General features: G+C 69.8%; 19 protein-coding genes and 3 pseudogenes. 10 read left to right on the plus strand and 12 right to left on the minus strand.

What is annotated here, in order from left to right; translation table 11 throughout:
- Positions 1-65 precede the first annotated feature (65 nt).
- A complete protein-coding gene (locus AB0J67_RS30755; RefSeq protein WP_363487394.1) occupies positions 66-683 on the minus strand; it encodes a hypothetical protein in 618 nt (205 codons plus the stop codon).
- Between the two features lie 84 nt (positions 684-767).
- Here AB0J67_RS30755 and AB0J67_RS30760 point away from each other — a divergent pair, with 84 nt between their 5' ends.
- From AB0J67_RS30760 to AB0J67_RS30785, 6 genes are all read left to right on the plus strand, one after another.
- Positions 768-1016: a hypothetical protein gene (locus AB0J67_RS30760; protein ID WP_363487396.1), complete on the plus strand. Its 249-nt coding sequence runs from the start codon at positions 768-770 to the stop codon at positions 1014-1016.
- The gene (locus AB0J67_RS30765) at positions 995-1360 is read left to right on the plus strand and encodes a type II toxin-antitoxin system PemK/MazF family toxin (RefSeq protein WP_363487398.1); all 366 of its coding nucleotides are present in this window, start codon (positions 995-997) and stop codon (positions 1358-1360) included. The genes AB0J67_RS30760 and AB0J67_RS30765 overlap by 22 nt, the downstream gene beginning before the upstream one ends.
- A 494-nt stretch (positions 1361-1854) precedes the next feature.
- Positions 1855-2397, plus strand: coding sequence for a hypothetical protein (locus AB0J67_RS30770; protein WP_363487400.1), 543 nt, complete (start codon positions 1855-1857; stop codon positions 2395-2397).
- A gap of 368 nt (positions 2398-2765) precedes the next feature.
- Complete coding sequence (locus tag AB0J67_RS30775; RefSeq protein ID WP_363487402.1) at positions 2766-4286, plus strand: S8 family serine peptidase; 1521 nt, start codon at positions 2766-2768, stop codon at positions 4284-4286.
- A 353-nt stretch (positions 4287-4639) separates the two neighbouring features.
- Entirely contained in the window at positions 4640-4984 is a 345-nt protein-coding gene (locus AB0J67_RS30780; protein WP_363487404.1) for a hypothetical protein, read from the plus strand.
- 115 nt (positions 4985-5099) lie between these two features.
- Positions 5100-5294: a DUF1918 domain-containing protein gene (locus AB0J67_RS30785; RefSeq protein ID WP_363487406.1), complete on the plus strand. Its 195-nt coding sequence runs from the start codon at positions 5100-5102 to the stop codon at positions 5292-5294.
- A gap of 769 nt (positions 5295-6063) precedes the next feature.
- Here AB0J67_RS30785 and AB0J67_RS30790 read toward each other — a convergent pair.
- The 6 genes and pseudogenes from AB0J67_RS30790 to AB0J67_RS30815 form a co-directional block, all read right to left on the minus strand.
- The gene (locus tag AB0J67_RS30790; RefSeq protein ID WP_363487424.1) at positions 6064-6381 is read right to left on the minus strand and encodes a helix-turn-helix transcriptional regulator; all 318 of its coding nucleotides are present in this window, start codon (positions 6379-6381) and stop codon (positions 6064-6066) included.
- Entirely contained in the window at positions 6378-6500 is a 123-nt protein-coding gene (locus AB0J67_RS30795) for a hypothetical protein (protein WP_363487428.1), read from the minus strand. Before AB0J67_RS30795 ends, AB0J67_RS30790 begins: the two co-directional genes overlap by 4 nt.
- A 22-nt stretch (positions 6501-6522) precedes the next feature.
- Positions 6523-6759 (minus strand): annotated as a pseudogene (locus tag AB0J67_RS30800) (type II toxin-antitoxin system RelE/ParE family toxin); the annotation flags it as partial.
- 27 nt (positions 6760-6786) lie between these two features.
- Positions 6787-7017, minus strand: a complete 231-nt coding sequence (locus AB0J67_RS30805; RefSeq protein ID WP_363487408.1) for a hypothetical protein — start codon at positions 7015-7017, stop codon at positions 6787-6789.
- Between the two features lie 118 nt (positions 7018-7135).
- Positions 7136-7558, minus strand: a pseudogene (locus AB0J67_RS30810) (GGDEF domain-containing protein); the annotation flags it as partial.
- Between the two features lie 225 nt (positions 7559-7783).
- Positions 7784-8944, minus strand: coding sequence for a hypothetical protein (locus AB0J67_RS30815; RefSeq protein WP_363487409.1), 1161 nt, complete (start codon positions 8942-8944; stop codon positions 7784-7786).
- Positions 8945-9271: 327 nt separating this feature from the next.
- On the opposite strand from AB0J67_RS30815, the gene AB0J67_RS30820 reads away from it, so the two are divergent.
- Positions 9272-9928, plus strand: a complete 657-nt coding sequence (locus tag AB0J67_RS30820) for a recombinase family protein (RefSeq protein ID WP_363487410.1) — start codon at positions 9272-9274, stop codon at positions 9926-9928.
- Here the strand turns inward: AB0J67_RS30820 and AB0J67_RS30825 are convergent.
- Positions 9904-12969, minus strand: a pseudogene (locus AB0J67_RS30825) (Tn3 family transposase). The gene AB0J67_RS30820 and the pseudogene AB0J67_RS30825 sit on opposite strands and share 25 nt — an antisense overlap.
- A 44-nt stretch (positions 12970-13013) precedes the next feature.
- Positions 13014-13403: a hypothetical protein gene (locus tag AB0J67_RS30830; protein ID WP_363487412.1), complete on the minus strand. Its 390-nt coding sequence runs from the start codon at positions 13401-13403 to the stop codon at positions 13014-13016.
- A gap of 21 nt (positions 13404-13424) precedes the next feature.
- On the opposite strand from AB0J67_RS30830, the gene AB0J67_RS30835 reads away from it, so the two are divergent.
- Together AB0J67_RS30835 and AB0J67_RS30840 are read left to right on the plus strand one after the other, a co-directional pair.
- On the plus strand, positions 13425-14474 hold the full coding sequence (locus tag AB0J67_RS30835; RefSeq protein ID WP_363487426.1) for an aldehyde dehydrogenase family protein: 1050 nt from the start codon (positions 13425-13427) through the stop codon (positions 14472-14474).
- Positions 14475-14579: 105 nt separating this feature from the next.
- A complete protein-coding gene (locus AB0J67_RS30840) occupies positions 14580-15506 on the plus strand; it encodes a hypothetical protein (RefSeq protein WP_363487414.1) in 927 nt (308 codons plus the stop codon).
- Positions 15507-15920: 414 nt separating this feature from the next.
- On the opposite strand, the gene AB0J67_RS30845 is transcribed toward AB0J67_RS30840, so the two are convergent.
- The gene (locus AB0J67_RS30845; RefSeq protein ID WP_363487416.1) at positions 15921-17924 is read right to left on the minus strand and encodes a S8 family serine peptidase; all 2004 of its coding nucleotides are present in this window, start codon (positions 17922-17924) and stop codon (positions 15921-15923) included.
- 453 nt (positions 17925-18377) lie between these two features.
- Here AB0J67_RS30845 and AB0J67_RS30850 point away from each other — a divergent pair, with 453 nt between their 5' ends.
- Positions 18378-18851 (plus strand): thioredoxin domain-containing protein, encoded by a 474-nt coding sequence (locus tag AB0J67_RS30850; protein WP_363487418.1) that lies wholly within the window; start codon positions 18378-18380, stop codon positions 18849-18851.
- Positions 18852-19013: 162 nt separating this feature from the next.
- On the opposite strand, the gene AB0J67_RS30855 is transcribed toward AB0J67_RS30850, so the two are convergent.
- A complete protein-coding gene (locus AB0J67_RS30855; RefSeq protein WP_363487420.1) occupies positions 19014-19151 on the minus strand; it encodes a hypothetical protein in 138 nt (45 codons plus the stop codon).
- 188 nt (positions 19152-19339) lie between these two features.
- On the minus strand, positions 19340-19840 hold a 501-nt coding region (locus AB0J67_RS30860), incomplete at its 5' end, for an acetamidase/formamidase family protein (protein WP_363487422.1).

Consider the following 19840-nt stretch of genomic DNA (forward strand, 5'->3'; position numbering starts at 1 on the left):
GCGTCACGACGTCCACGTCGTCAGGGCGAACACCAATCGCGCCGAGGCCAAGGGGAAGAAATCGACTACCCCAAGGCCTCGGCGCACAGGTTAAACGACAAGCTAGTGCTCCTCGCACGCGCGGCCCGAGCCAGGCACGGGTGGTGCGCTAGCGGCCTCGCGGGCGGGGCATCGGTCCGGCTGGCCAGGGCGGCACCGCGGCTCCTGTCCACCGGCCGCCCGACGAGGTACTCCAGCTGCGCATCGGTCAGCGGGATCCAGGTCGGCTCACCAGTGGCCAGCTCGAAGCGGACCGGGTCGACGGCCTTGAAGACGATGGCCGTCCAGTTGAGCTCGCGCGGCTCGCCCTCGTCGTGCTGGATGATGGCCCGCCCGACAACGATCGGCGGCTGTAGCTGGTCGGGGACCGCCTGTCGCCAGAGCGCCGTGGTGTACCGCTTGGCGTGGTTGATTGGCCCGGCGCCCTCGCGAGGCCACACCTGCGTGATCACCGCGACCGGCCGCAGGTCCGCAGCGGTGAACAGCTGCAGCCGGAACGTGGCCTGCTGCCATCCCGACCCGGCCGCGACGGTGAACTGCCGGTCGTCGACGGCCAACTCGCGCCCGCTGGCGTGGTCGTACAGCAGCGCCTGGAGCCGATTGCGCGTCCGGCGTGGTTCCGAGGAAGAGGCGTCAGTTGTCACGCACTGATGATGTCTGATGCCGCGGCTGCCCTAAGGTTGACAGAGGTGTATACGGAACCGTTAACAGCTCTGTAGACTTGGCTCATGCTGCGAGTGAGTGACCAGACCCGCGAACAGGTGCTGCAGATCGGCCGGGAGGACTACGGCGGCGTGTCGGCCGACGAGACCATCCAGCGACTGATCGCCGAGCACTGGCAGACCAAGGCCGTCGCTGCGGTGCGCCGCTACCGCGAGCAGGATCCCCAGGGCTGGGCCGAGTACATCGCCGAGGCCGACGCCCTGGCCGCCGCCGACGCCCCGATCACCGACGAGTGGACCGGCGGGCGCGCGTGATCCAGCAGCGGCAGCCGATCGAGCCCGGCCAGGTGTGGTTCGTCGACTTCGAGCCCGTACGAGGCCGCGAGCAGGGCAAGGACAGGCCCGCGCTCGTGGTCTCGTCGCGCTTCCATCTCACGCTGACCGGGGAGGAGCTGGTCACGGTGCTGCCGCTGACCAGCGTCGAGCGTGCCGGCTGGATGCACCGCGTCTACGTCCGCTCCGGCGGCGGCTGGGTCATCACCGAGCAGATCCGCACCGTGTCGGCCGCCCGGTTGCGCCGGCACGCCCCGGAGATTTCGCTGTCGGACCCCGAACGCCAGCAGGTCCGCGCGGTCCTGGCGCAGATGATCGACTTGTAGCCGGCCCGGCACCCCACAGACCCCCGTCCCTCGGGACGGGTCCGGGTGCTTCCGCCGGAAGCGCCCACCACACGAACAACCTCGAAGACCCGGTCGAACGAGACCAGCGCGCCCATCACGTCCACGCGCACGTTGGACAGCGCGTTGATCGGGCCCAGCGACCGGGGTGGCGAAGGGGGTCGGCCGGTCGCCGCCTGTGGCACCTGGTAATCAGGCTAGGGCGGGAGCCGCACGGGCGGGTGGAATTGGGCGACCCACGCTCCCGGGCCAAGGTTCCTTTGCGCTGCGGGAAGGTGGCTGTCCCGGGCGCCGTCCTTGTGCCTGCCGCTTGGTGCACCTTACGAGCCGATTCCATGGCGGTGGCGTTGTGCTGTTGGCGAAACACCGTCCGTGTTTGTCGTTTCTTCGGCGACGTGAGGGGCGATTGGGTGAGGCTTTGGGCTGTGACGGGTCCGGATGGTCCGGGCCGTTGTCGTGTTCCAACGGGGGTACTCATGTCGATCAGCGCTATCGGACAGCCGCAGATGCAGGGCCAGCTGGGACAGTTGGGTCAGCAGTCGTTCATGCCGCAGTGGGGGCAGGGTCAGCAGTTCAGGCAGCTTCCCGACCAGCAGCAGACCCAGCAGCCCTACGGTGGGCAGCAGCAGCCGTCGTTCGGGCAGCAGCAGCCGGGCATGTCGGGCGGCGGCGGTCAGCAGATGTCGACGCTGAACCCGATCGCGGCGCAGGTCGTCTCGGACACCGTCGTGCGCGTGGTGTCGGCGTCGCTGGCCACGGTGCTGGAGCAGCTGCGTATCGACCCCATGGCGCAGCAGAGCCTGTGCTCGCAGGGGCAGCTGAGCCCGCAGGCGTTCTCGAACGTGATCACCGAGTCGGCGCGGCGGTGCGCGCCGATCGTGGCGCAGGCGTTCGCGCAGATCACCGCCGGGGCGCACCAGCAGATGTTCGGCCAGTCCGGTTACGGGCAGCAGGGCGGACTTGGCCAGGGCGGCGGTCAGCCGTTGGGTTACGGCCAGCAGCAGGGCATGGGCTGGTAGTCGGCTCTACGGGGGCTGATGCCGCAGGTGGGCGTATGTGCCCGCCTGCGGCATCCCGGCTTTGGCAAGCAGCAGCACACGCGAGACGGCAATGAGGAGCAGAGATGGCCGGTACGCCCGGTAGGAACGGCAAGCAGAAGCAGCACCCCGAACCAGAGCCCGAGCCCGGTGCGGACGCGGAACGTACGGAGCAGCCGGATTCGCCGGCCACCGGATCCGGCCGGCCCTCACGAGACCGGCCGCCGCGCGTGGCGCACCCTTTCACGCTGAACCCGAAACCGACCGAGCAGGGCCCTACGGCAGTAGGTGAACGGGTATCTCGGTACCTGCTCGCGCCCGCGTACGCGCGCTCGGGTGCCGACGTCGATGTGTTGCGCGGTCAGGTCGAGCAGATCACCGGCCTGCAGGTGCTGGACGCCCTGGCCCCGGCGGCTGACGTCCGCACCGCGAGCGTGTGCCCGCCGGTCCTCGTCGTGCAGGCCTTGCCGCAGCGCATGGGCGAGCTGACCGCGTCCGGGGTGTGGCAGGTGGAGCTCGACCAGCCGCTGCTGGCTCCCGCCGCAGCAGGCCTCGGCCCGCTGTCGGTGGCAGACCCCGGCTTACTACCGGCAGTGGTTCAGGAGGTGAGCGTGGTCGTCCGCGACGGCGACGATGGCCCCGTGGAGGGTGCGACGGTGTTCGTGCACGCGCCGTGGCCTTCGTGCGGCGTCACCGACGGCGACGGGCGGGCGGTCCTGGCCATGCCCGCCGGATGCGCGCAGGCGGCATCCGTACTGGTGGTGCAACCCCGGTCCGGGTACTGGAGCCGCCTGGCCAGCGCACCGCAGCTGTCGGACACGGCCGACAACCTGATCACGGTCCGGCCCCTGGCACAGGACTTCGACGGTCTCCCGGACCAGGCGGTCGCCGGCTGGGGCCTGCAGGAACTGCGGGTCGGGCAGCTGCCGCCCAACTACCGCGGCCACGGCGTCAAGATCGCCATCGTCGACTCCGGCATCGCCATGGATCACCCCGAGTTCGCCGGGCGCGTCACCAACGGCGTCAACATCAGCACCGACCCGGCCGGCTGGGACGTCGACACGCTCGGGTCCGGCACGGCCTGCGCCGGGGTCATCGCCGCCGCCGACAACGAACGCGCCATCACCGGCTTGGCCTGCGACGCCGAAATCCACGCCGTCAAGGCCCTGCCCGGCACCCTGGCCGGTCTACTCAAAGCGATCGACTACTGCATCACCCACAACATCGACATCGCCCTGCTCAACACTGCCCTGCCCGCAGGTTCGCAGTTGCTGGCCGCCAAGCTTCTGGACGCCCGCAACGCCGGGATCGTCGTGGTGTCCCCGGCCGGGGACACTCCCGGCCCGGTCACCGTCCCCGCCGGCCTGCCGGAAGTCGTCGCGGTCGGCGCCATCGGCCGCGCGGGGGTGTTCCCGCCGTGCAGCATCCACCCGGCACATCTGGCCACGACAGTGCCGGGCCCGGAGGGGCTGACACCGGCGGCGTTCACCGCCACCGGACCCGGCGTCGACATGGCCGGACCCGGCGTGGCGGTGCTGACCACCGCCACCGACGGCGGCTACACCGTCCGCGACGGCACCACCATCGCCGCCGCACACATCGCAGCCCTGGCCGCGCTCGCCCTCGCCCACCACGAGGACTTCCAGCACACGTTCGCCCAACGCGGCCCGGACCGCGTCGACCGGCTGCACCGGCTACTACTGGCCTCCTGCCGCCCGGCCGGCGACCCCGCCCGAACCGGGGCCGGCATCCCCGACGCCCGCCGCGCCCTGGGCGTGGCCACACCCCTGGAGACCGATTTCGAAACCGCGGTGCTGCACCACCTGCACCAGGACCTCGCCCGCGCCGGGGTCCTGCGACAACCTGGCTGACCGGCACGGTGTTTGCGGGGACCGGAACACCCGTCCCGGAAGGCGTCTCATGCGCTACAGCACCGGTCACGGCCGGGTAAAGCGGTCCCACCGGGCCGCCTTGCCCCAGGCGTGCTAGCCGCGGTGGCGTGCGCTGTTGGCAGCGCGATGGGCCGCCGGGTAGAACTGTCCACCCCGTGGTGCACATCCGCCTCGGCCTGGCCGCTCAACTGATGTTGGTCCCAGCGGCCAGGGTGCCTGCGGCTCCCGTCCGGGAGGCCGGGGGCGGTGCGTGTCTGATTGCCCCCGTGGTCGGACCGCACCGCCCCGGCGGTATTGCCGCTGCCAGCCCGGCGCCTGGCTAGAGTGATCCTGTGGGGCTGTTCGGCGGCCCGAAACTGGCCGCCCGCTGCGCGGAGCAAACCTGCCTGACCTACCCGGAGCTGGTGTTCTTCCTCGACACCGTCCCGGCTGAAGACTGCCAGGCGGAGTGGCAGCGCTGCGTGCTGCAACGCGGCCATCCAGCCGAGCACACGGCCGGGATCGCCAAGCACGAAAGCCAGGGCGAGGATGCCTGGTGGCTGCTGTGGGAAACCGACGGCCATCGCTGCACCGAACTGGCGCACTGCCCCGCCTACCGCGCCACCCACCCCGACTTCGACATCTGCCAACTGCCTGCCGGGCACTGGGGCCATCACAGCTGGCTGCTCGCCGACTGATCTTGAGAGGTTTCCTGGGACGGGGCCTGTGTTCCGCCCATAACACCTATAAAACGGTCAAACGTTTCCGCTCGATGCCCCGCTGGCACGATACGGAACAGACGGAGCAGCTGACATGCAGGCCACAGAAGGTGATGCGATCACCATCCACGGCAAGACCGTCGGAGCCCGCGACCAGCACGGCGAGATCATCAAAGTGCGCGGCCCCCACGGCGGACCGCCGTACCGGGTGCGGTTCAACGACGGCCACGAAGGCCTGGTCTATCCCGGCCCGGACGCCGTCATCGAACCACGCCACCAACACCGCTGAGCGGCGATCAGGCAGGCGGCTCTCGACGTCGACGACGGCGTGCGTGTGTGCTTCGCCCAGGACGTCGCCGAAGCCGGGACGCGGCTACCGGGCAGTTGCCGGCGGCGTGCTTCGAGCCGGGCAACGCACTGCTGGCGACCTCGCCCGGCAGATCGCCGACAGAGGTCCAGGCCGAGTCCGCGATCGCGCTGGGCCTGCACCGCCGGCATCGCGGCGGCGTGCTCACCCGTGTCGGCGCTGGCTGCTGCGGCGCACCGCCCGCGGGCTGCATCTGCGCACCCCGGACGGCAGCGTCTTCTCCCGCGGCCGGCTCGCCCTGCCACCGAGCTGGATCTTCCGAGGCGACGTCCGTGCGGCGCGTGCTTGTGCTGTACGGCGCCCGGGCCCTGCGAGGGTGCGCCGACGCCGAGTACACCAGTCGAGTCCGGCGACGAGCTGCGCCAGGCCCGGCGCGAGGGCATGGTCGCAGGTGGCCTGATCGCCTTGGCCAACGCAACGGTGACGCCGCCACGTCCGCCGGGGGCTTCGGCGCCACGGACGCAAACGCGGCGAAATGGCGAAATGCGTGTGCCGGTGCGACCAGCGGGGTTGACTGTGGATATTGGCGGTCGCGATCCCGATACCTCACGCGGCCGCCACGATGGCCTCGTCTTGCGCGTTCTGGTTCTCCCTGCGTGCGGGCGGGGCCGTCACACCGGGGCCGCGAGCCCGCCTGGGGCCGGTGGCGAGTTGCCGCAGGATGGCCAGGGCCTTGATCCGGCGTTGGCGGTCACGCAGTGGCAAGCTCGATGCCGCTGGGCGCGACGGCCACGTTGAACTTCAGACCGGTCGCGGCGCTGACGCGGACCAGGGTCTTGAGCGTGGGCATGTCCTCGCCGTTTTCCAGACGGGCGATGGCAGGCTGGGTCATGCCGACGGCTCGGCCGAGCTGGGCCTGGGTGAGGTTGTTCTCATCCCGGTAGGTGACGATCTTGAGGGCGACCTCGCGGGCGAACTCGCTCTCATCCCACAGCCTGCGGAAAGCAGCGTCGGTGTGGCGTGCGTTCTCGATCTCTCGATCGAGAGGGATCATGTTCGCGAGCTTCATTCGTCCTCCTCCAGCTCGTTCAGTCGCCATACGGCGTCGGCCGTTGCCCGCTTGAAGTCCTGCGGCTTGACCTGCGCCTCGGGACCTACCGCCGCGATGACGAACACGTCGCCGATCATGCGGTAGAATTCCCCTGGGGCAATTACCCGCCCGCGGCCGAAGTTCGCGCAGCCGGTCGGCTCCCGCCACGGCGCTGGAGTGCGGAAAGCCCAGTTGCGGACCGAGCGCCTCCAACTTCTTCGCCGCGTTACGCACGGCCACCTGTTCGCGCGGCGGTATCGCCGCCAGCTCGACCGAAGCGTTCGGGTGCACCATCACTCTCCATCCCACCCCCACGGTATACCAAAAATCGTATATCGACAGGTGGAGCCGCGCCATGGGCGGTGCCAGGTTCGCCCTACCGGTTCACGGCAGATCGGCGTTGCAGGTGGCCGGTGAGTTCAGCCGGCGGTGAACATCGCCTTCGCAGACCACCATCGGCCCGGCACCCGTCGCTCGGACGATGTCGGGGCCGTCGTCGTCGCTGTTGCCGTTACGGGTGAGCTGGGCGAAGTACGACTGCGTGCCGGTGTCGTAGCCCCAGACGCTCTTGTCGTCCCAGCCTTCCAGCCACAGCCCGTTGACCGAGTCCTGCACGTTGCCCTCCCGCTCCTCGATGGACGGCTGTCAACGTAGCGTCCACGCCGTAAAGCCGAGAGCCCGCCTCGATGGAGGCGGGCTCTGGTGTCGGACAGCCGGGCGGCCGGCGGCAGGGTTATGCGCTCACCGCGGCGGGCGCGGGCTGGTCGTCGCGGGCCTGGCGGCGGGCCGACCATGATGCCGGGGCGGGCAGGTCCGGTGTCCAGACCACCACGCTGCCCCGGTCGGCTTTGGCAGTGTAGAGGGCCTGGTCGGCGCGGCGCAGCAGCATCGGCCAGGGCAGGCCGGGCGTGTGGTCGGCCACGCCGATCGACGTGGACACGCGCATCGGCAGCTGGGCGTGCGGGCCGCCGACAGCGGCGGCGACCTGGTGCAGCTGGTCGACCGCGCCGGCGGCGGTGCCGGGCAGCAGCAGCACGAACTCGTCCCCGCCGAGCCGGGCGACGAACCCGGCCGGGCCTGCGGTGGCCACCAGCCGGGCGGCGGTGTTGCGCAGCACGATGTCGCCGGCGTCGTGGCCGAGGGTGTCGTTGACGGGCTTGAAGTGGTCGGCGCTTGAGGACTAACATTCGGGAAAGTCACGCCAAGGGTGATCTTGGGTCGGGCGTCTGGCCAGATGTGGACCGTAAACCGGATGTCTCCGGAATCCTCAGCCGCCGCGGCGTGCATTGGCGTGCTCACGAACGGCCTCCTCACGCCTGTGTACCCGGCGGGTCGACCTGGTCCGCCTGCTGGCAGCGACGGAATCGGCCGGTCCACGGCGTCACGGCTCGTCGTCCTCACGCATGAACATGAGATCGAGCGCGGCGCCGGGGCGCGGGGACGCCAGCAGTGCGGCGCGTGCGCCGTCGCTGAGCCAGGCGTCATCCAACGAAATGCTGGACAATCGGGCCATCCGGACAGGGCTGTCCAGCACCTCGACGATGTCGTCGGCCACCTCGTTGTTGCGCAGCTCCAGCTCGGCCAGTGCGGGCAGCCGCGTTGAGTCGAGCAGGACGCGAACTCCCGCCGCGGTGATCCGGTTGAACGTCAGATTGAGCTTGCGTAGGGCGGCCATTGACACTGCTTCCGCCAGCGACGCGGCGCCGGCGTCGGTGATCTGGCAGCTCGCCAGCGACAAGGTGTCCAGGCGGGCGAGGTCCGGACTCGCCGCGAGTGCCGCCACCCCAACGTCGCCGCACTGGGTGCCCCCGAGATTTAGCTCGCGCAGCCCGCGCAACGGGGCTCGCTCGGCGAGAACGCTCGCTCCCGCTGCGAGGAACTTGTTGTGCCCAAGTCCGAGCCGGCGGACCCTGTCGAGTCCCGGGATCCGGGCGATCTGCTCGACGTGCCGCGGTTGCAGGTAGTTGATCCCGAGGTCCAACTCGTCCAGCCCGATCTCGACACCGTCGGCGACGATCGTGGCGAGCACGCCGTCGGCGGCCAGCCCGCAATCCGTCGCGTCGATCGAGGCGAGTACGCCGTCGCGGGAAAGCTGAAACAGGTGAGCGATCCCGAGGCCGATGTGGTTGCCGTCCACCGCCAACCGGTGCACCCCGATGCGCGCCACACGGCGGGCCAGCTCGGGCATCGCGGCCTCATCCAGACCGCAGTATCCGACGCCGAGAATGGTGATGCCTGCTATATCGGGTGAGTCCAGCGCCCGCCACGGGTCGGCGCGGTCGAGCGGGCCGCTGAGGTCAAGGGTGCGGCACAGCTGTGCGCGCGGCTGCCTCTGCCCGGTCAGCAGCAGCTCCACCCACCGAGGTGGCACGACCCGCAGGTGCGGTGCCCAACCCCCCAGCTCGGCCTCGATCTCCTCGACGTGGCCGCGGACAGTATCGTCCGACATCGTGTCCAACAAGGCGCACACTTCGGTCCACGCCGAGTAGTCGGGCACGCCCGCCAATACCCGGATGCGCACTCGCAGCTCGGAGGGTGTCACCGCGCCACCGTACGTGACTAGGGCGATAGCCGCGAACGTTCGCCGGGTTGGCGACACGCTGGGCGGGTCCGCGCGCTCGCCGAGACACACCGTGGCAATCCTTGTGCTGTGCCCGGGCTTGAGATTATCGCTCGCGAAAGTCGCGCTAACGGCGATCTTGGTGCGGGTTGAGGGGTCCCGGAAACGAGGAATTGCGGGACACCTCGGGAAGATCAAGTCCGACGGACGTTCCCGCAGGTCACCAAGATCCGTTCTGTCCCGGAACTCGTCCCGATAACCGGTGTGTCATCGCTACGGTTTCAGGACGTTTCCGGGACGATGCTCGGCATGACGATCGTCGCCGCCCGCCCCGCCGCCGAGGCCGCCCCGCCGCACAACCGCATCCGGGTCGGGTACGCCCGCGTGTCCACCCGTAGCCAGGACCACCAGACACAGCTTGACGCCCTGGCAGCCGCATGCTGCCGTGAAGTCGTCGTGGAGACCGCCAGCACCCGCAAGAATCGGCCGAAGTTGCGTGCCATCCTCGACCGGCTGCAGCCCGGCGACACTCTGGTGATCTACAAGCCGGATCGGGTCGCCCGCTCCATGAAGGAACTGCTGGTCGTCGTCGAGGACGAGCTGCACGCCCGGGGGATCGTCCTAGAGATCCTGACCGGGGTGTGTGCCGGCGTCCATCGGCCCGACGGCGCCGGCCTGGCCGACCGGCTGTTGTTCGCCGTGGCCGCGCTCGCGGCGGAGATGGAGCGCGAGCTGATCCGGGAACGGACCCTCGACGGGCTACGGGCCGCTGCCGCCGCCGGGCGCCGTGGTGGCCGACCAGCCGCGCTCACCGCAGACCAGCTCGACATCGCTCGCGCCCGCCAGGCCCGCGGCGAGCCCGTCACCACCATCGCCGCCCACCTCGGCGTCGGCCGCTCCACCCTCTACCGGGCCCTGCAACCCGACGACGACGCCGGGGATCAGTCGTCGTCGGAGTCGATGTGATCGGGATCGCGTAGCGGGCGCCAGGTGCCGCCGAGGTCGGGCAGCCGGAACGAGTAGTGGCCGTGGACGTTGATGTGCTTGCGCACGTACGCCGACAGGCGGGCGACGTCTTCGTCGAGCACTGGGTAGCCCTGTGCGCGCAGCTCGACCAGCGCCCGGTCCAGATAGACCGTGTTCCACAAGGTCACACAGTTCAGGACAAGTCCGAGCGCGCCGAGCTGGTCTTCCTGCCCGTCGCGGTACGCCTGGTGCAGCTCGCCCTTGCGGCCATGGAAGATGTGCCGGGCCAGGTCGTGACGCCCCTCGTTGAGGTTGCGCATCGCCTTCATCTCGCGCCGGTACGCCGGATCGTCGACGAACGTGAGCACGTGCAGGGTCTTGAAGATCCGCCCGTACATGGCGAACGCCTCGCCGAGCTGAGTGGGCCGCCCGTCGCGCTGCAAGATGCGGATCACGTCGTGGGCCGACACGGTGCGGGTGTAGATCGAGCAGATGATCCGCAGGATGTCGGGCCAGTGCCGGGCGATCTTCTCACAGTCGATCTGTCCACGGGCGGCCTTGTTCAGGGCGGCGTAGTCGGCGCCGCGGTTGATCCGCCACAGCTTCGCGTCGGGCAGGTCGGCAAGGACCGGTCGGTAGTCGAACCCGAGCAAGGTGACGATGCCGAACACGATGTCGGAGTAGGAGCCCTGGTCGGTGATCAGCACCTCCGGGCGGCGGTCGCCGTCCGGGTTGAACACCAGGTCCACGAAGTGCAGAGTGTCTTTCGGAGCACCCGACACGACCCTGCCGGCCAACCCGATCCGCTGGTCGGAGATCATGTTGAGCCAGGTCACGCCCTTCTTGCGGGCGAAGTACTTCGGGCTCGGACGGGCGTCGATACTGCGCACCGCGACGACGAACCGTACCCCGTCCACGGCGGCGACCATCCCACCGCCCCACGCCTGTGCCAGGGCGATGCCGGCTTGGGCGTCGATGAGTACCGCGTTCGCCGCCGTGTAGTTGTCCGGCCGTAGGTAGTGCTGGTCGACGTGGGCCAGCCGGTCGCGGGTCAGTGCCGGGATGTCGTTGTCGATCACTGGGGACAGTCCGACGTTGAGGGAGTGCGCCGTCAGCAGCGCCGCCACCGAGATGTGCAGGTCCGCCAGCCGGGAGGTGCTGCCGGTCACCGAGGTGAACGCGGCTGGCAACCGAGGGTGCCAGCTCATCACCTCCAGGATCTGCTCGGACAGATCGACTCGCGGGATCATGCCTTCCAGGCGTGTCTTGAGGTCTTTCAGGCTCGGCCGGTCCTCGAGGCCGTCGTCCTTGCCCAGGTGCAGTCGGCCGTCGGAGTCCACGGTGAGGCTGGTGTTGGCACCGATGCCCGCGGCGGTCGCCCGCCACGCCTCGTCCAGGTCCGCGGCGTGGGCCTCCAACAGTCCGGCGGGCTCTTCGGGCAGCAGCAGCGCGTTGAGCACCGGGTGCTTCACCGCGTCCCACGCGTCGTCGGACAGCAGTCGGGCACGTGGGTCGGCGAAGCGGTCGGACACCTTGGCGAAGATGTCGCGGCGCTTGAGACCCTCGTGGAATAGCTCCAGTACGCAGAACACGTAGGCGTTGCGGTCTACGCAGCCTTCGGGCTGGCCCTTGGGGAACACCAGCTGATCCCACCAGCCCTTCGGCACCAGCCCGACGTCGACCTTGCGCGCGTCCAGGTATCCCTTGGGCACCCGTACGGTCTCGCCTGCGTCGATCAGCTTCGGCAACGTCCGCATCGCGTTGACCACCCGCACCGCATCCGCGGTCGCCCCGAACTCGATCACCTGGCACAACATCCGCAGGAACCCCCGCACTGTGTTGAACCGCTCCACGACCTGCGCCCGCCACTCGCCGTCCGGCGCAGCGTCCTTCGGCGGGGTGAACTCCCGCACCGCCTCCATCGCCGTGCGGAGCTTCGCCCGCGAACCCACCGCGGCCTCGATCGCGTCCCACACCACGGCGAGGGGCACCGCGTCGCCCCAGGATTCCGCCTCGAACAACACTTGCACCGCCGCCGATAGCACTCCGGCGTGGCGGGCCTGCCCGTGCGCCCGCTTCAGCTTCGCCTTGTCCGAGCTGCGCGACGCCCGGCCGACCAGCTCGCTGGTCATGAACACGTCGAACAGCTCCAGCGCGTCATCGGTCGCGGTGACCTCCAGCCAGCGCACCGTCGCCAACAACGTCGCGATCTTGCGGTGGTAGGTCAGCTTCGCCAACTTCGGCGCTTTCGCCTCAAACCCCGTCCGCGCGAGCTCGATCAGCCTGCGGGTCGGCACGCCGGTGACAGCCACGTCCACCGCGCCCATGTGCAGCCCCGCGATCTGCGACACCCTGTCGAGGGACATCACCAAGCCCCGCCCGGTCGGGTTCTTCGGCCCGCGTCGCCACAAGTCCAGCTGCGACCGGCGCTGCCCCTCCGGCACCCGCAAGATCTTCTCCAGGTCGGCGGCCTGCTGCGCAGTGACCGCCCGCGACAGCGCCTCGTACAACCGGTCCTCGGCCGCGTTCCGCGCGCTGGCCACGTCATCGCGTAACGTCGTCACACCCGGCAGCAGCACCTGCTCCGCCCGCAGCCGAGCAACCGCCGAGTAGAACAACGCCTTGGGCCCGTCACCAGTGGCCCACGCCTGATCAACTACCCACGCCAGTAGCCGATCCTTCGCTGCCGAGTACGGGGTGTACCCGTACTCCTGGCAGATCTCTTCCTGATGGTCATACCGCGTTTGCTTACGCTCCAGGTACGCCTTCACGCACGACGGGTCGGCCACACCGATCTGCGACGCCACATAGTCGACCACCGCGGTCGGCACGTCGAGCGGATCCTCCAGGAACCTGCCCAGATGACGCACCGTCACGAGCTAGAGACTGAACCCCAACCGATTGTGATCACTACGCTTGGTCGCGACCAAGTCCCGGTCCACGTCGTCCAGGAAGAAGAACCGCTCGAGGACCGACTGGTCAGGCGGGCCAGTGAAGCGGCCGTACACCGCTTCCTCGGCAGCGGTCAGAAACTTGCTCACGAACGGCCAGAGTAGCCGTATCCACCAGCTTCTCTAGATCATCGTTAGCGCGACTTTCCCGAGCGATAGTCCCCAAGCGCCCGCCCCCACGACGGCCCGCCCACGTCGGCGTAGCGGTCCAGGAAATCCACCCGCGCCGGCGACTGCGCATCCGCGAGCTGCATGTCCGTCAGCTGGGCGAAAGCCGCCAACGCACGCGACCGCACCGTCGGCGCCGTGCCACCGGCGAGGTCCCGGCGCACTGTGTGGGGCTCGCCGGAGCCGGTGGTCACCGGCCGGTACCCGCCCGGGCTTGCAGGACCCACTGCCAGGGTCCGATTCAGCGTCGTCAAGCCTGCTGCCGCGGCCGACGCCGGGCGCAACCCCAGCGGCACCGCCGCGGACGCGACGCCCAGTAACGCCGCGCCCAGCAGTCCACGTCGAGAAACAGCCATGCTGCCCACCTCCGCTCCGCACTGGCCGATTGGCTCAGCCACTCCAGAGCAGCAGGCAGACCGGCAAGCATGGTCGGGGCTCTCGCAGCCGGGAACTGCGTGGTGGCCAAACCCAGCGAGCTCGCCCCGAACACGTCACAAACGATGGCGCGGCTGCTGCCCGCGTATCTCGATCCTGAGGCGATGGCGGTCGTGCAAGGTGCGGTTGCCGAGACGACGGCACTGCTGCAGCAGCGGTTCGATCACATCTTCTACACCGGCAACGCCGCCGTCGGGCGCATCGTGATGACCGCGGCCGCCCGGCACCTGACCCCGGTGACCCTAGAGTTGGGCGGCAAGAGCCCGGTCATCGTCGACCGCGACGCCGACCTGGTCACCGCCGCACGCCGCATCGCCTGGAGCAAGTTCCTCAACGCCGGCCAGACCTGCGTCGCCCCCGACTACCTGCTCACCGACCCGCACACCGCCCAGCGGCTCGAGCCTCTGCTAGCCGCGGCGATCACCGACCTGTACGGTCCGGACCCGTCGACCAGCCCCGACTACGGCCGTATCATCACCACACGCCACTTCGACCGGCTCACCGCCCTGCTCGCCGACGGCCGCGTCGTCGCCGGGGCAGTCCACGACCGGCAGCGCCGCTACCTCGCCCCGACCGTCCTCGCAGACGTCAGCCCCGACACGCCGGTGATGCGCGAGGAGATCTTCGGACCGATCCTGCCCATCGTCACCGTCACCGACCTCGACGACGCCATCAGGTTCGTCAACGCCCGCGACAAGCCGCTATCTCTGTACGCGTTCACGAACTCCGGGCAGACCCGCCGACGCATCCTGGCCGAGACATCCTCCGGCGCGGTCGGGTTCGGCCTGCCCGCCGCCCATTTGAGCGTGCCCGGCCTGCCCTTCGGCGGCGTTGGCGAAAGCGGCATCGGCGCCTACCACGGCCGGCACTCCATCGACACGTTCAGCCACCGCAAGGCCGTCCTGAGCAAACCCCTGGCTCCGGACACTATGCGGCTGGCCTACCCGCCTCACACCAGAATCAAAGCGCGGCTGCTGCACCTCATCTCGTAGCCAGCGACGAGCATGGCGCAGGCAGCCACACGCGAGCGACAACTGGGCTGCACGGGGTTCATCACTTCGCATCGACTTGGGAGGCGATCTTCAATGGGTGATGTCATGGCCTCCCGCTGGCGCGGCCAGCGGGGACGCTGCGAGGTCTGGTACACCACCATCACCGACCCGGCCACCGGTACTGGGATCTGGCTGCACCACGAACTGATCTCACCCAGCACCCCCGGCACGTCGGCCTACGGACACGGCTTCGTGGCCGTCTTCCCACCCGACGCCGCCCCGACGATGGTGCGCTTCGGCCCCTGCCCCTGGCGCCCCCAGGGCGACACGATCTTCGCGACCGACACCGTGGCCATGACCCGTGACAGCTTCACCGGCGCCGTCGGCCCGATCACCTGGGACCTGACCGCGACATGCGGCAGCACCCGGCCCATGTTCACGTTCCCGCACTGGGCCTGGTGCCACGGCCTGCTACCCGCGGCCCACCTCGTGGCCACACCGGGCGCCCGCCACACCGGCACGGTGCACATCGGCGAGCACGTGATCGAACTGCGCGACGCGCCCGGCGCGACCAGCCGGATCTACGGCCACGGCAACGCCCGCCGCTGGTGCTGGCTGCACGCCGACCTCGGCAACGGCAATATCCTGGAGATCGTGGCCGCCGTCGCGATGCGGCCAGGACTACGCAGGCTCCCGCCGCTGCCCATGGTCAAGCTGCGCCTGGACGGCGCCGACTGGCCCGCCCACGACCCACTGCTCGCATCGTTTCGCTTCCGCGCCGACATCGGCCTACCGCGCTGGACCGTCACCGGCGCAAGCGGCGGCCGCAGGCTTCAGGTCACCGTCCACCAGCCGCCCGAACGCACCCTCGCCGTGGCCTACACCGACCCCGACGGCAGAACGTGCACCTGCCACAACACCGAGGTCGCCGACGCCGACATCCTCCTCGAACGCCGCGGACCCGACGGCTGGCAGCCCGAACGCCGGTGGCGGCTGCAGGGCACGGCGCACGCCGAAGTCGGCCTCCGCTGACCCACCGCCGCAGGGCACTACAGCACGACATTCCCGGGGCTGGCCGACGGCCGATCCACGTGCAGGTGCGAGTGGGGCTGGGTGCGAGGCCGCTCTCGGTACACGACTCGGCCCGCGTTCGTGAGGCCACTGCTGATGACACGGGCAGGGGCCATGTGCAGGACTCCGATGAGCCCAGGCACCTGTGAAGTTGATGAACCGGCCCCGCCTGTCGATCACGGCTGCAGGTGGCACCGAGGTACCCGGCGAAGATCGGCTGCGTTGCCTCTGGCCATGAGTCGTCAACGGTGTCCTGCGGCTCCCCGAACGAATGGAGCGCTGCGGGTCGATTCACCCCGCCGGAGTTCAACGGGTTGTGGCCCGTGCGGGAGGGCTGGCGGCGGCCGGCCGCAGGGCCGGCCGCCGGTCGAACGGTCAGGAGACGTTCAGTGCGGTGTCGTCGATGACGAACGACGTCTGCAGCGAGAAGTCCTCAATACCGAGGAAGTGGATCTGGACGCTTTGCCCGGCGTATGCCGCTAGGTTGAACGACTTCTGGGTGTAGCCGGCGGCCTTGTTGAGGTTGGAGTAGGTGGCCAGGGTGGCCAGGACCGTGCCGGAGCTGTTGCGGACCTGGACCCGCAGGGTGTCGTAGGCGATGGTTGTGGTGGTCTCGGCCGTGTCGATGTGCAGCCAGAAGCTCAGCGTGTAGCTTGTGCAGCCGGTCGGCAGCGTGACGGTCTGGGTGAGGGTGTCGGTGTGGGTGGTGCCGTAGCCGTCCAGCCACGCGAAGCGGGTGCCGCCGTGCGGGCTCTGCCCGGCGAACGCGCCGATCACGCCGCTGGTCGCCGTCCACGGGGCGCTACCGGACTCGAAGCCGGGGTTGCCCAGGTTCTGCCCGGGGCTGGCGCAGCCGCCCCCGCCGCCGGTCACGGTCAGCGTGTACGACGCGGTCCGCACCACCGACCCGGTCCCGGTGACCGTCACCGTGTAGGTGCCGGCCGGCGTCGACGCCGTAGTGCTGATCGTCATGGTCGAGGAGTCGCCGGAGGTCACCGACGCCGGGCTGAACGAGGCTGTCGCCCCGCCCGGCAGGCCGGAGGCCGACAGCGCCACGGTCTGCGGGCTGCCCGAGGTCGTGGTCGTGCCCACGGTGGCGGTCACCGACCCGCCCGGCGCGGCCGAGCCCGACGCCGGGGCCACCGTGACGGTGAAGTCGTTGGCGGCGGTGCCGTTGACGACGTACAGCAGCTTGTTCGGCGAGCCGGTGCCCGGGTTGGTGACCACGCCGCTGGTGGCGTTGTTGACCAGGTAGTCGCGCACCTGCTGCGGCGTGTACGACGGGTTCTGCGCCAGCACGAGGGCGGCGGCACCGACGACGTGCGGGGTGGCCATCGAGGTGCCGCTGATGGTGTTGGTCGCGGTGTTGCTGGTGTTCCACGCTGAGGTGATCGACGAGCCGGGGGCGAAGATGTCCAGGCAGGTGCCGATGTTGGAGAACGATGAGCGGGTGTCGGTGCTGGTGGTCGACCCGACGGTGATGGCGTTGGGGGTGCGGGCGGGTGAGGTGTTGCAGGCGTTGGCGCCGTTGTTGTTGCCGGCGGCGACGCCGTAGGTGATGCCGTCGGCGATCGAGGCGGCCACGGCGTTGTCGAGGGTGGTGTCGACGCCGCCGCCGAGGCTCATGTTGGCCACGGCGAGCTCGCCGGGGTCGTGGTCGCCGGTGACCCAGTCGATGCCGGCGACGACCTGGGCGGTGGTGCCCTGGCCGGAGTTGTTGAGCACCCGCACGCCGACCAGGGTCACGGCCTTGGCCACGCCGTAGGTGGTGCCGCCGACGGTTCCGGCGACGTGGGTGCCGTGTCCGTGGCCATCGTCGGCGGCCCCGCCGTCGATGGCGTCGAACCCGGTGACGGCGCGGCCGCCGAAGTCGTTGTGCGTGAACCGGATACCGGTGTCGATGATGTAGGCGCGGACGCCGGCGGCGGTGGTCGGGTAGGTGTAGCTGTTGTTCAGCGGCAGGTTGCGCTGGTCGATGCGGTCCAGACCCCACGACGGGGTCGGGCTCTGCGTGCCGGTGGCGGTGTGGATGCCGTTGGCCTGGACGTACGCCACAGCGGGGTCGGCGGCCAGCCGCCGTGCGGCGGCCTGCGGCATGCTGACCTCGAAGCCGCGCACCGCGTGGCGGTAGGTGTGGCCGGTCCGGCCGCCGAAACGGGCCGACAGCTGCTCGGCCTTGGCGGTCACGGCGTCGCGGCTGACGGTGTCCTTGAGCACGACGAGGTAGCTGTCGGGCACCACGGCCGCGGTGCCCACGGACAGGATCTGCCCCTCGGATGCGGCGAGCGCCGGAACGCCGGTCAGGGTTGCCGCAGTCGCCGCGGCGAGCAGGATCGCTGCTGCTGCGGCCAGGCGGCGAGGTGAAAGCGGGAGTGTCATCTCCCTCCTCCCATTCTGCCGGCCGTGCCTGGGCCGCTCGTGACGGCGCGCTCAGGGTCAGGACGGGCCGGCACCGTAGACGTTAGGAGGATCAGCCACTGATCACAATAGATGTCCATTCGTCTATTGATTGGCCTCGTCACGATCGCCACGCGGCCCCCTAGGCCCACAGCACACCGTGCCCGAGGACAGCCTGCACAGCCGCAGCGGCAGGTTCTCCACCGTGATCGGGTGGGTGCGAGCGCTGGCTGCGGCGTGCCACGAGCGTCGACGCGGGCAGGCCTGCCCGCAACGAGCAGGCGCACGATGTGGGGCAGGGCCGGAGACGGCAGGACGCCGAACAAGCCCGGCGGGGCTGGTACCAGCGCGCGGACGCCCTCGGTCGGGCCAGTGCCGGACAATGGAAGCCTGGGGTCGTCGTCAGGCGGCAGTCGCCGAACCCAGGAGGTAGATGTGGTGAACGTGATGCCAGCGGCAGGACACACCTCCACGGCGGAGGTCGTTTCGTGTCCGGAGTGCGGGCGCCGCAATCGGGTGCGGTCGGCGCTTGCAGGCACGCCCCACTGCGCCGACTGCCATCAGCCGCTGCCCTGGATCACGCGGGCGACGGACCACGATTTCGCCGACATCGTGACGGAATCGACGCTGCCCGTGCTGGTCCACCTGTGGGCGCCCTGGTCCTGGCCCAGCCGGGCAGTGGCACACGGAGTACGGAAGGCGGCACACGCCTATGCGGGCCACCTAAAAGTGGTCGAGGTCAATGTAGATCAGTCGCCGGAAACGGCGCACCGCTACCAAGCTCGGGCGGTCCCGACCCTGCTGCTGCTCGACGACGGACAGGTACGGGCCCGCCGGGCCGGAGCCGGCGCGGCGTTAGCGCTGCTCGAGTGGGTCGGACAGGCGTTGACGCGTCCGGTTGCCCGTTGACGCGGCGGGATGCGCCAGGCGAGCGGCTCGGGCTCGGCCGCCGCACTCCGTGGCCGGTCATGGCCTCAGCCCGCCATCGGCGTACGACAGGGCAACGTGGCGGCATGCCGCCGCGTGCCCCAGTGTTCTCGGCGGTCGGTTCTGCCGCCAGCCCAGCTTCGACTAGACATCGACGATGTTGATCGCAGGCCGCGCCGTGACGATCACCGGCCCGTCGCAGTTCCAGCACACGATCTCGCTGTCGTGAAGGCTACGTCCCTGCACGTCGCAGAGGCGGCACTCCCACACGGCGGTGATCACGTATGGGGTGCTACCGGGGTCCGGGCCAGGGCTCATGTGCTACTCCAGGCGGCGCTTGACTGCCCGCAATCATGAATGAGGCCAGCCTGGACATGTCAACCGGGAGGTGATGCAGCTCACATATGCGTCGGTCGTGGCCGGCTGCCCGACGTCGGTGGCGGGCAGCCGGCCTGGTTCCGCCGGCGGTGTCACGAGGTGACAGCGCACTGTCCCCGGTCGGCCTTCTTCGGCCCGTCGGCGTTGGGCCGCACGTCGAAGTCGAAGATGGCGGTGGGTACGTAGAGCGAGCAGCAGGCGTTCGGGATGTCCACGACGCCGCTGATGCGCCCCTCGATCGGGGCCGAACCGAGCAGCAGGTACGCCTGCTCGCCGGTGAAGCCCCACTTCTTCAGGTACTCGACCGCGTTGAGGCAGGCCCTGCGGTAGGCCACCGTCGCGTCGAGGTAGTAGTTGGTGTCCGTGTCATGGTCGACGGAGACCCCGATGAACGTCAGGAACTCCGAGTAACGCGGCTCGACGTTGCCCGGCATGAAGATCGGGTTCGTGGTGACGCCGTACTTGTCCATGCCGCCCTTGATGAGGTCGACCCTCATATCGATGTAGCCGCCCATCTCGATGGCACCGCAGAAGGTGATCTCCCCGTCGCCCTGGCTGAAGTGCAGGTCGCCGCCGGACAGCTTGGCGTCCTT

Source organism: Catellatospora sp. NPDC049609, from assembly GCF_040675365.1.
In the GTDB taxonomy this organism is placed as follows: domain Bacteria; phylum Actinomycetota; class Actinomycetes; order Mycobacteriales; family Micromonosporaceae; genus Catellatospora.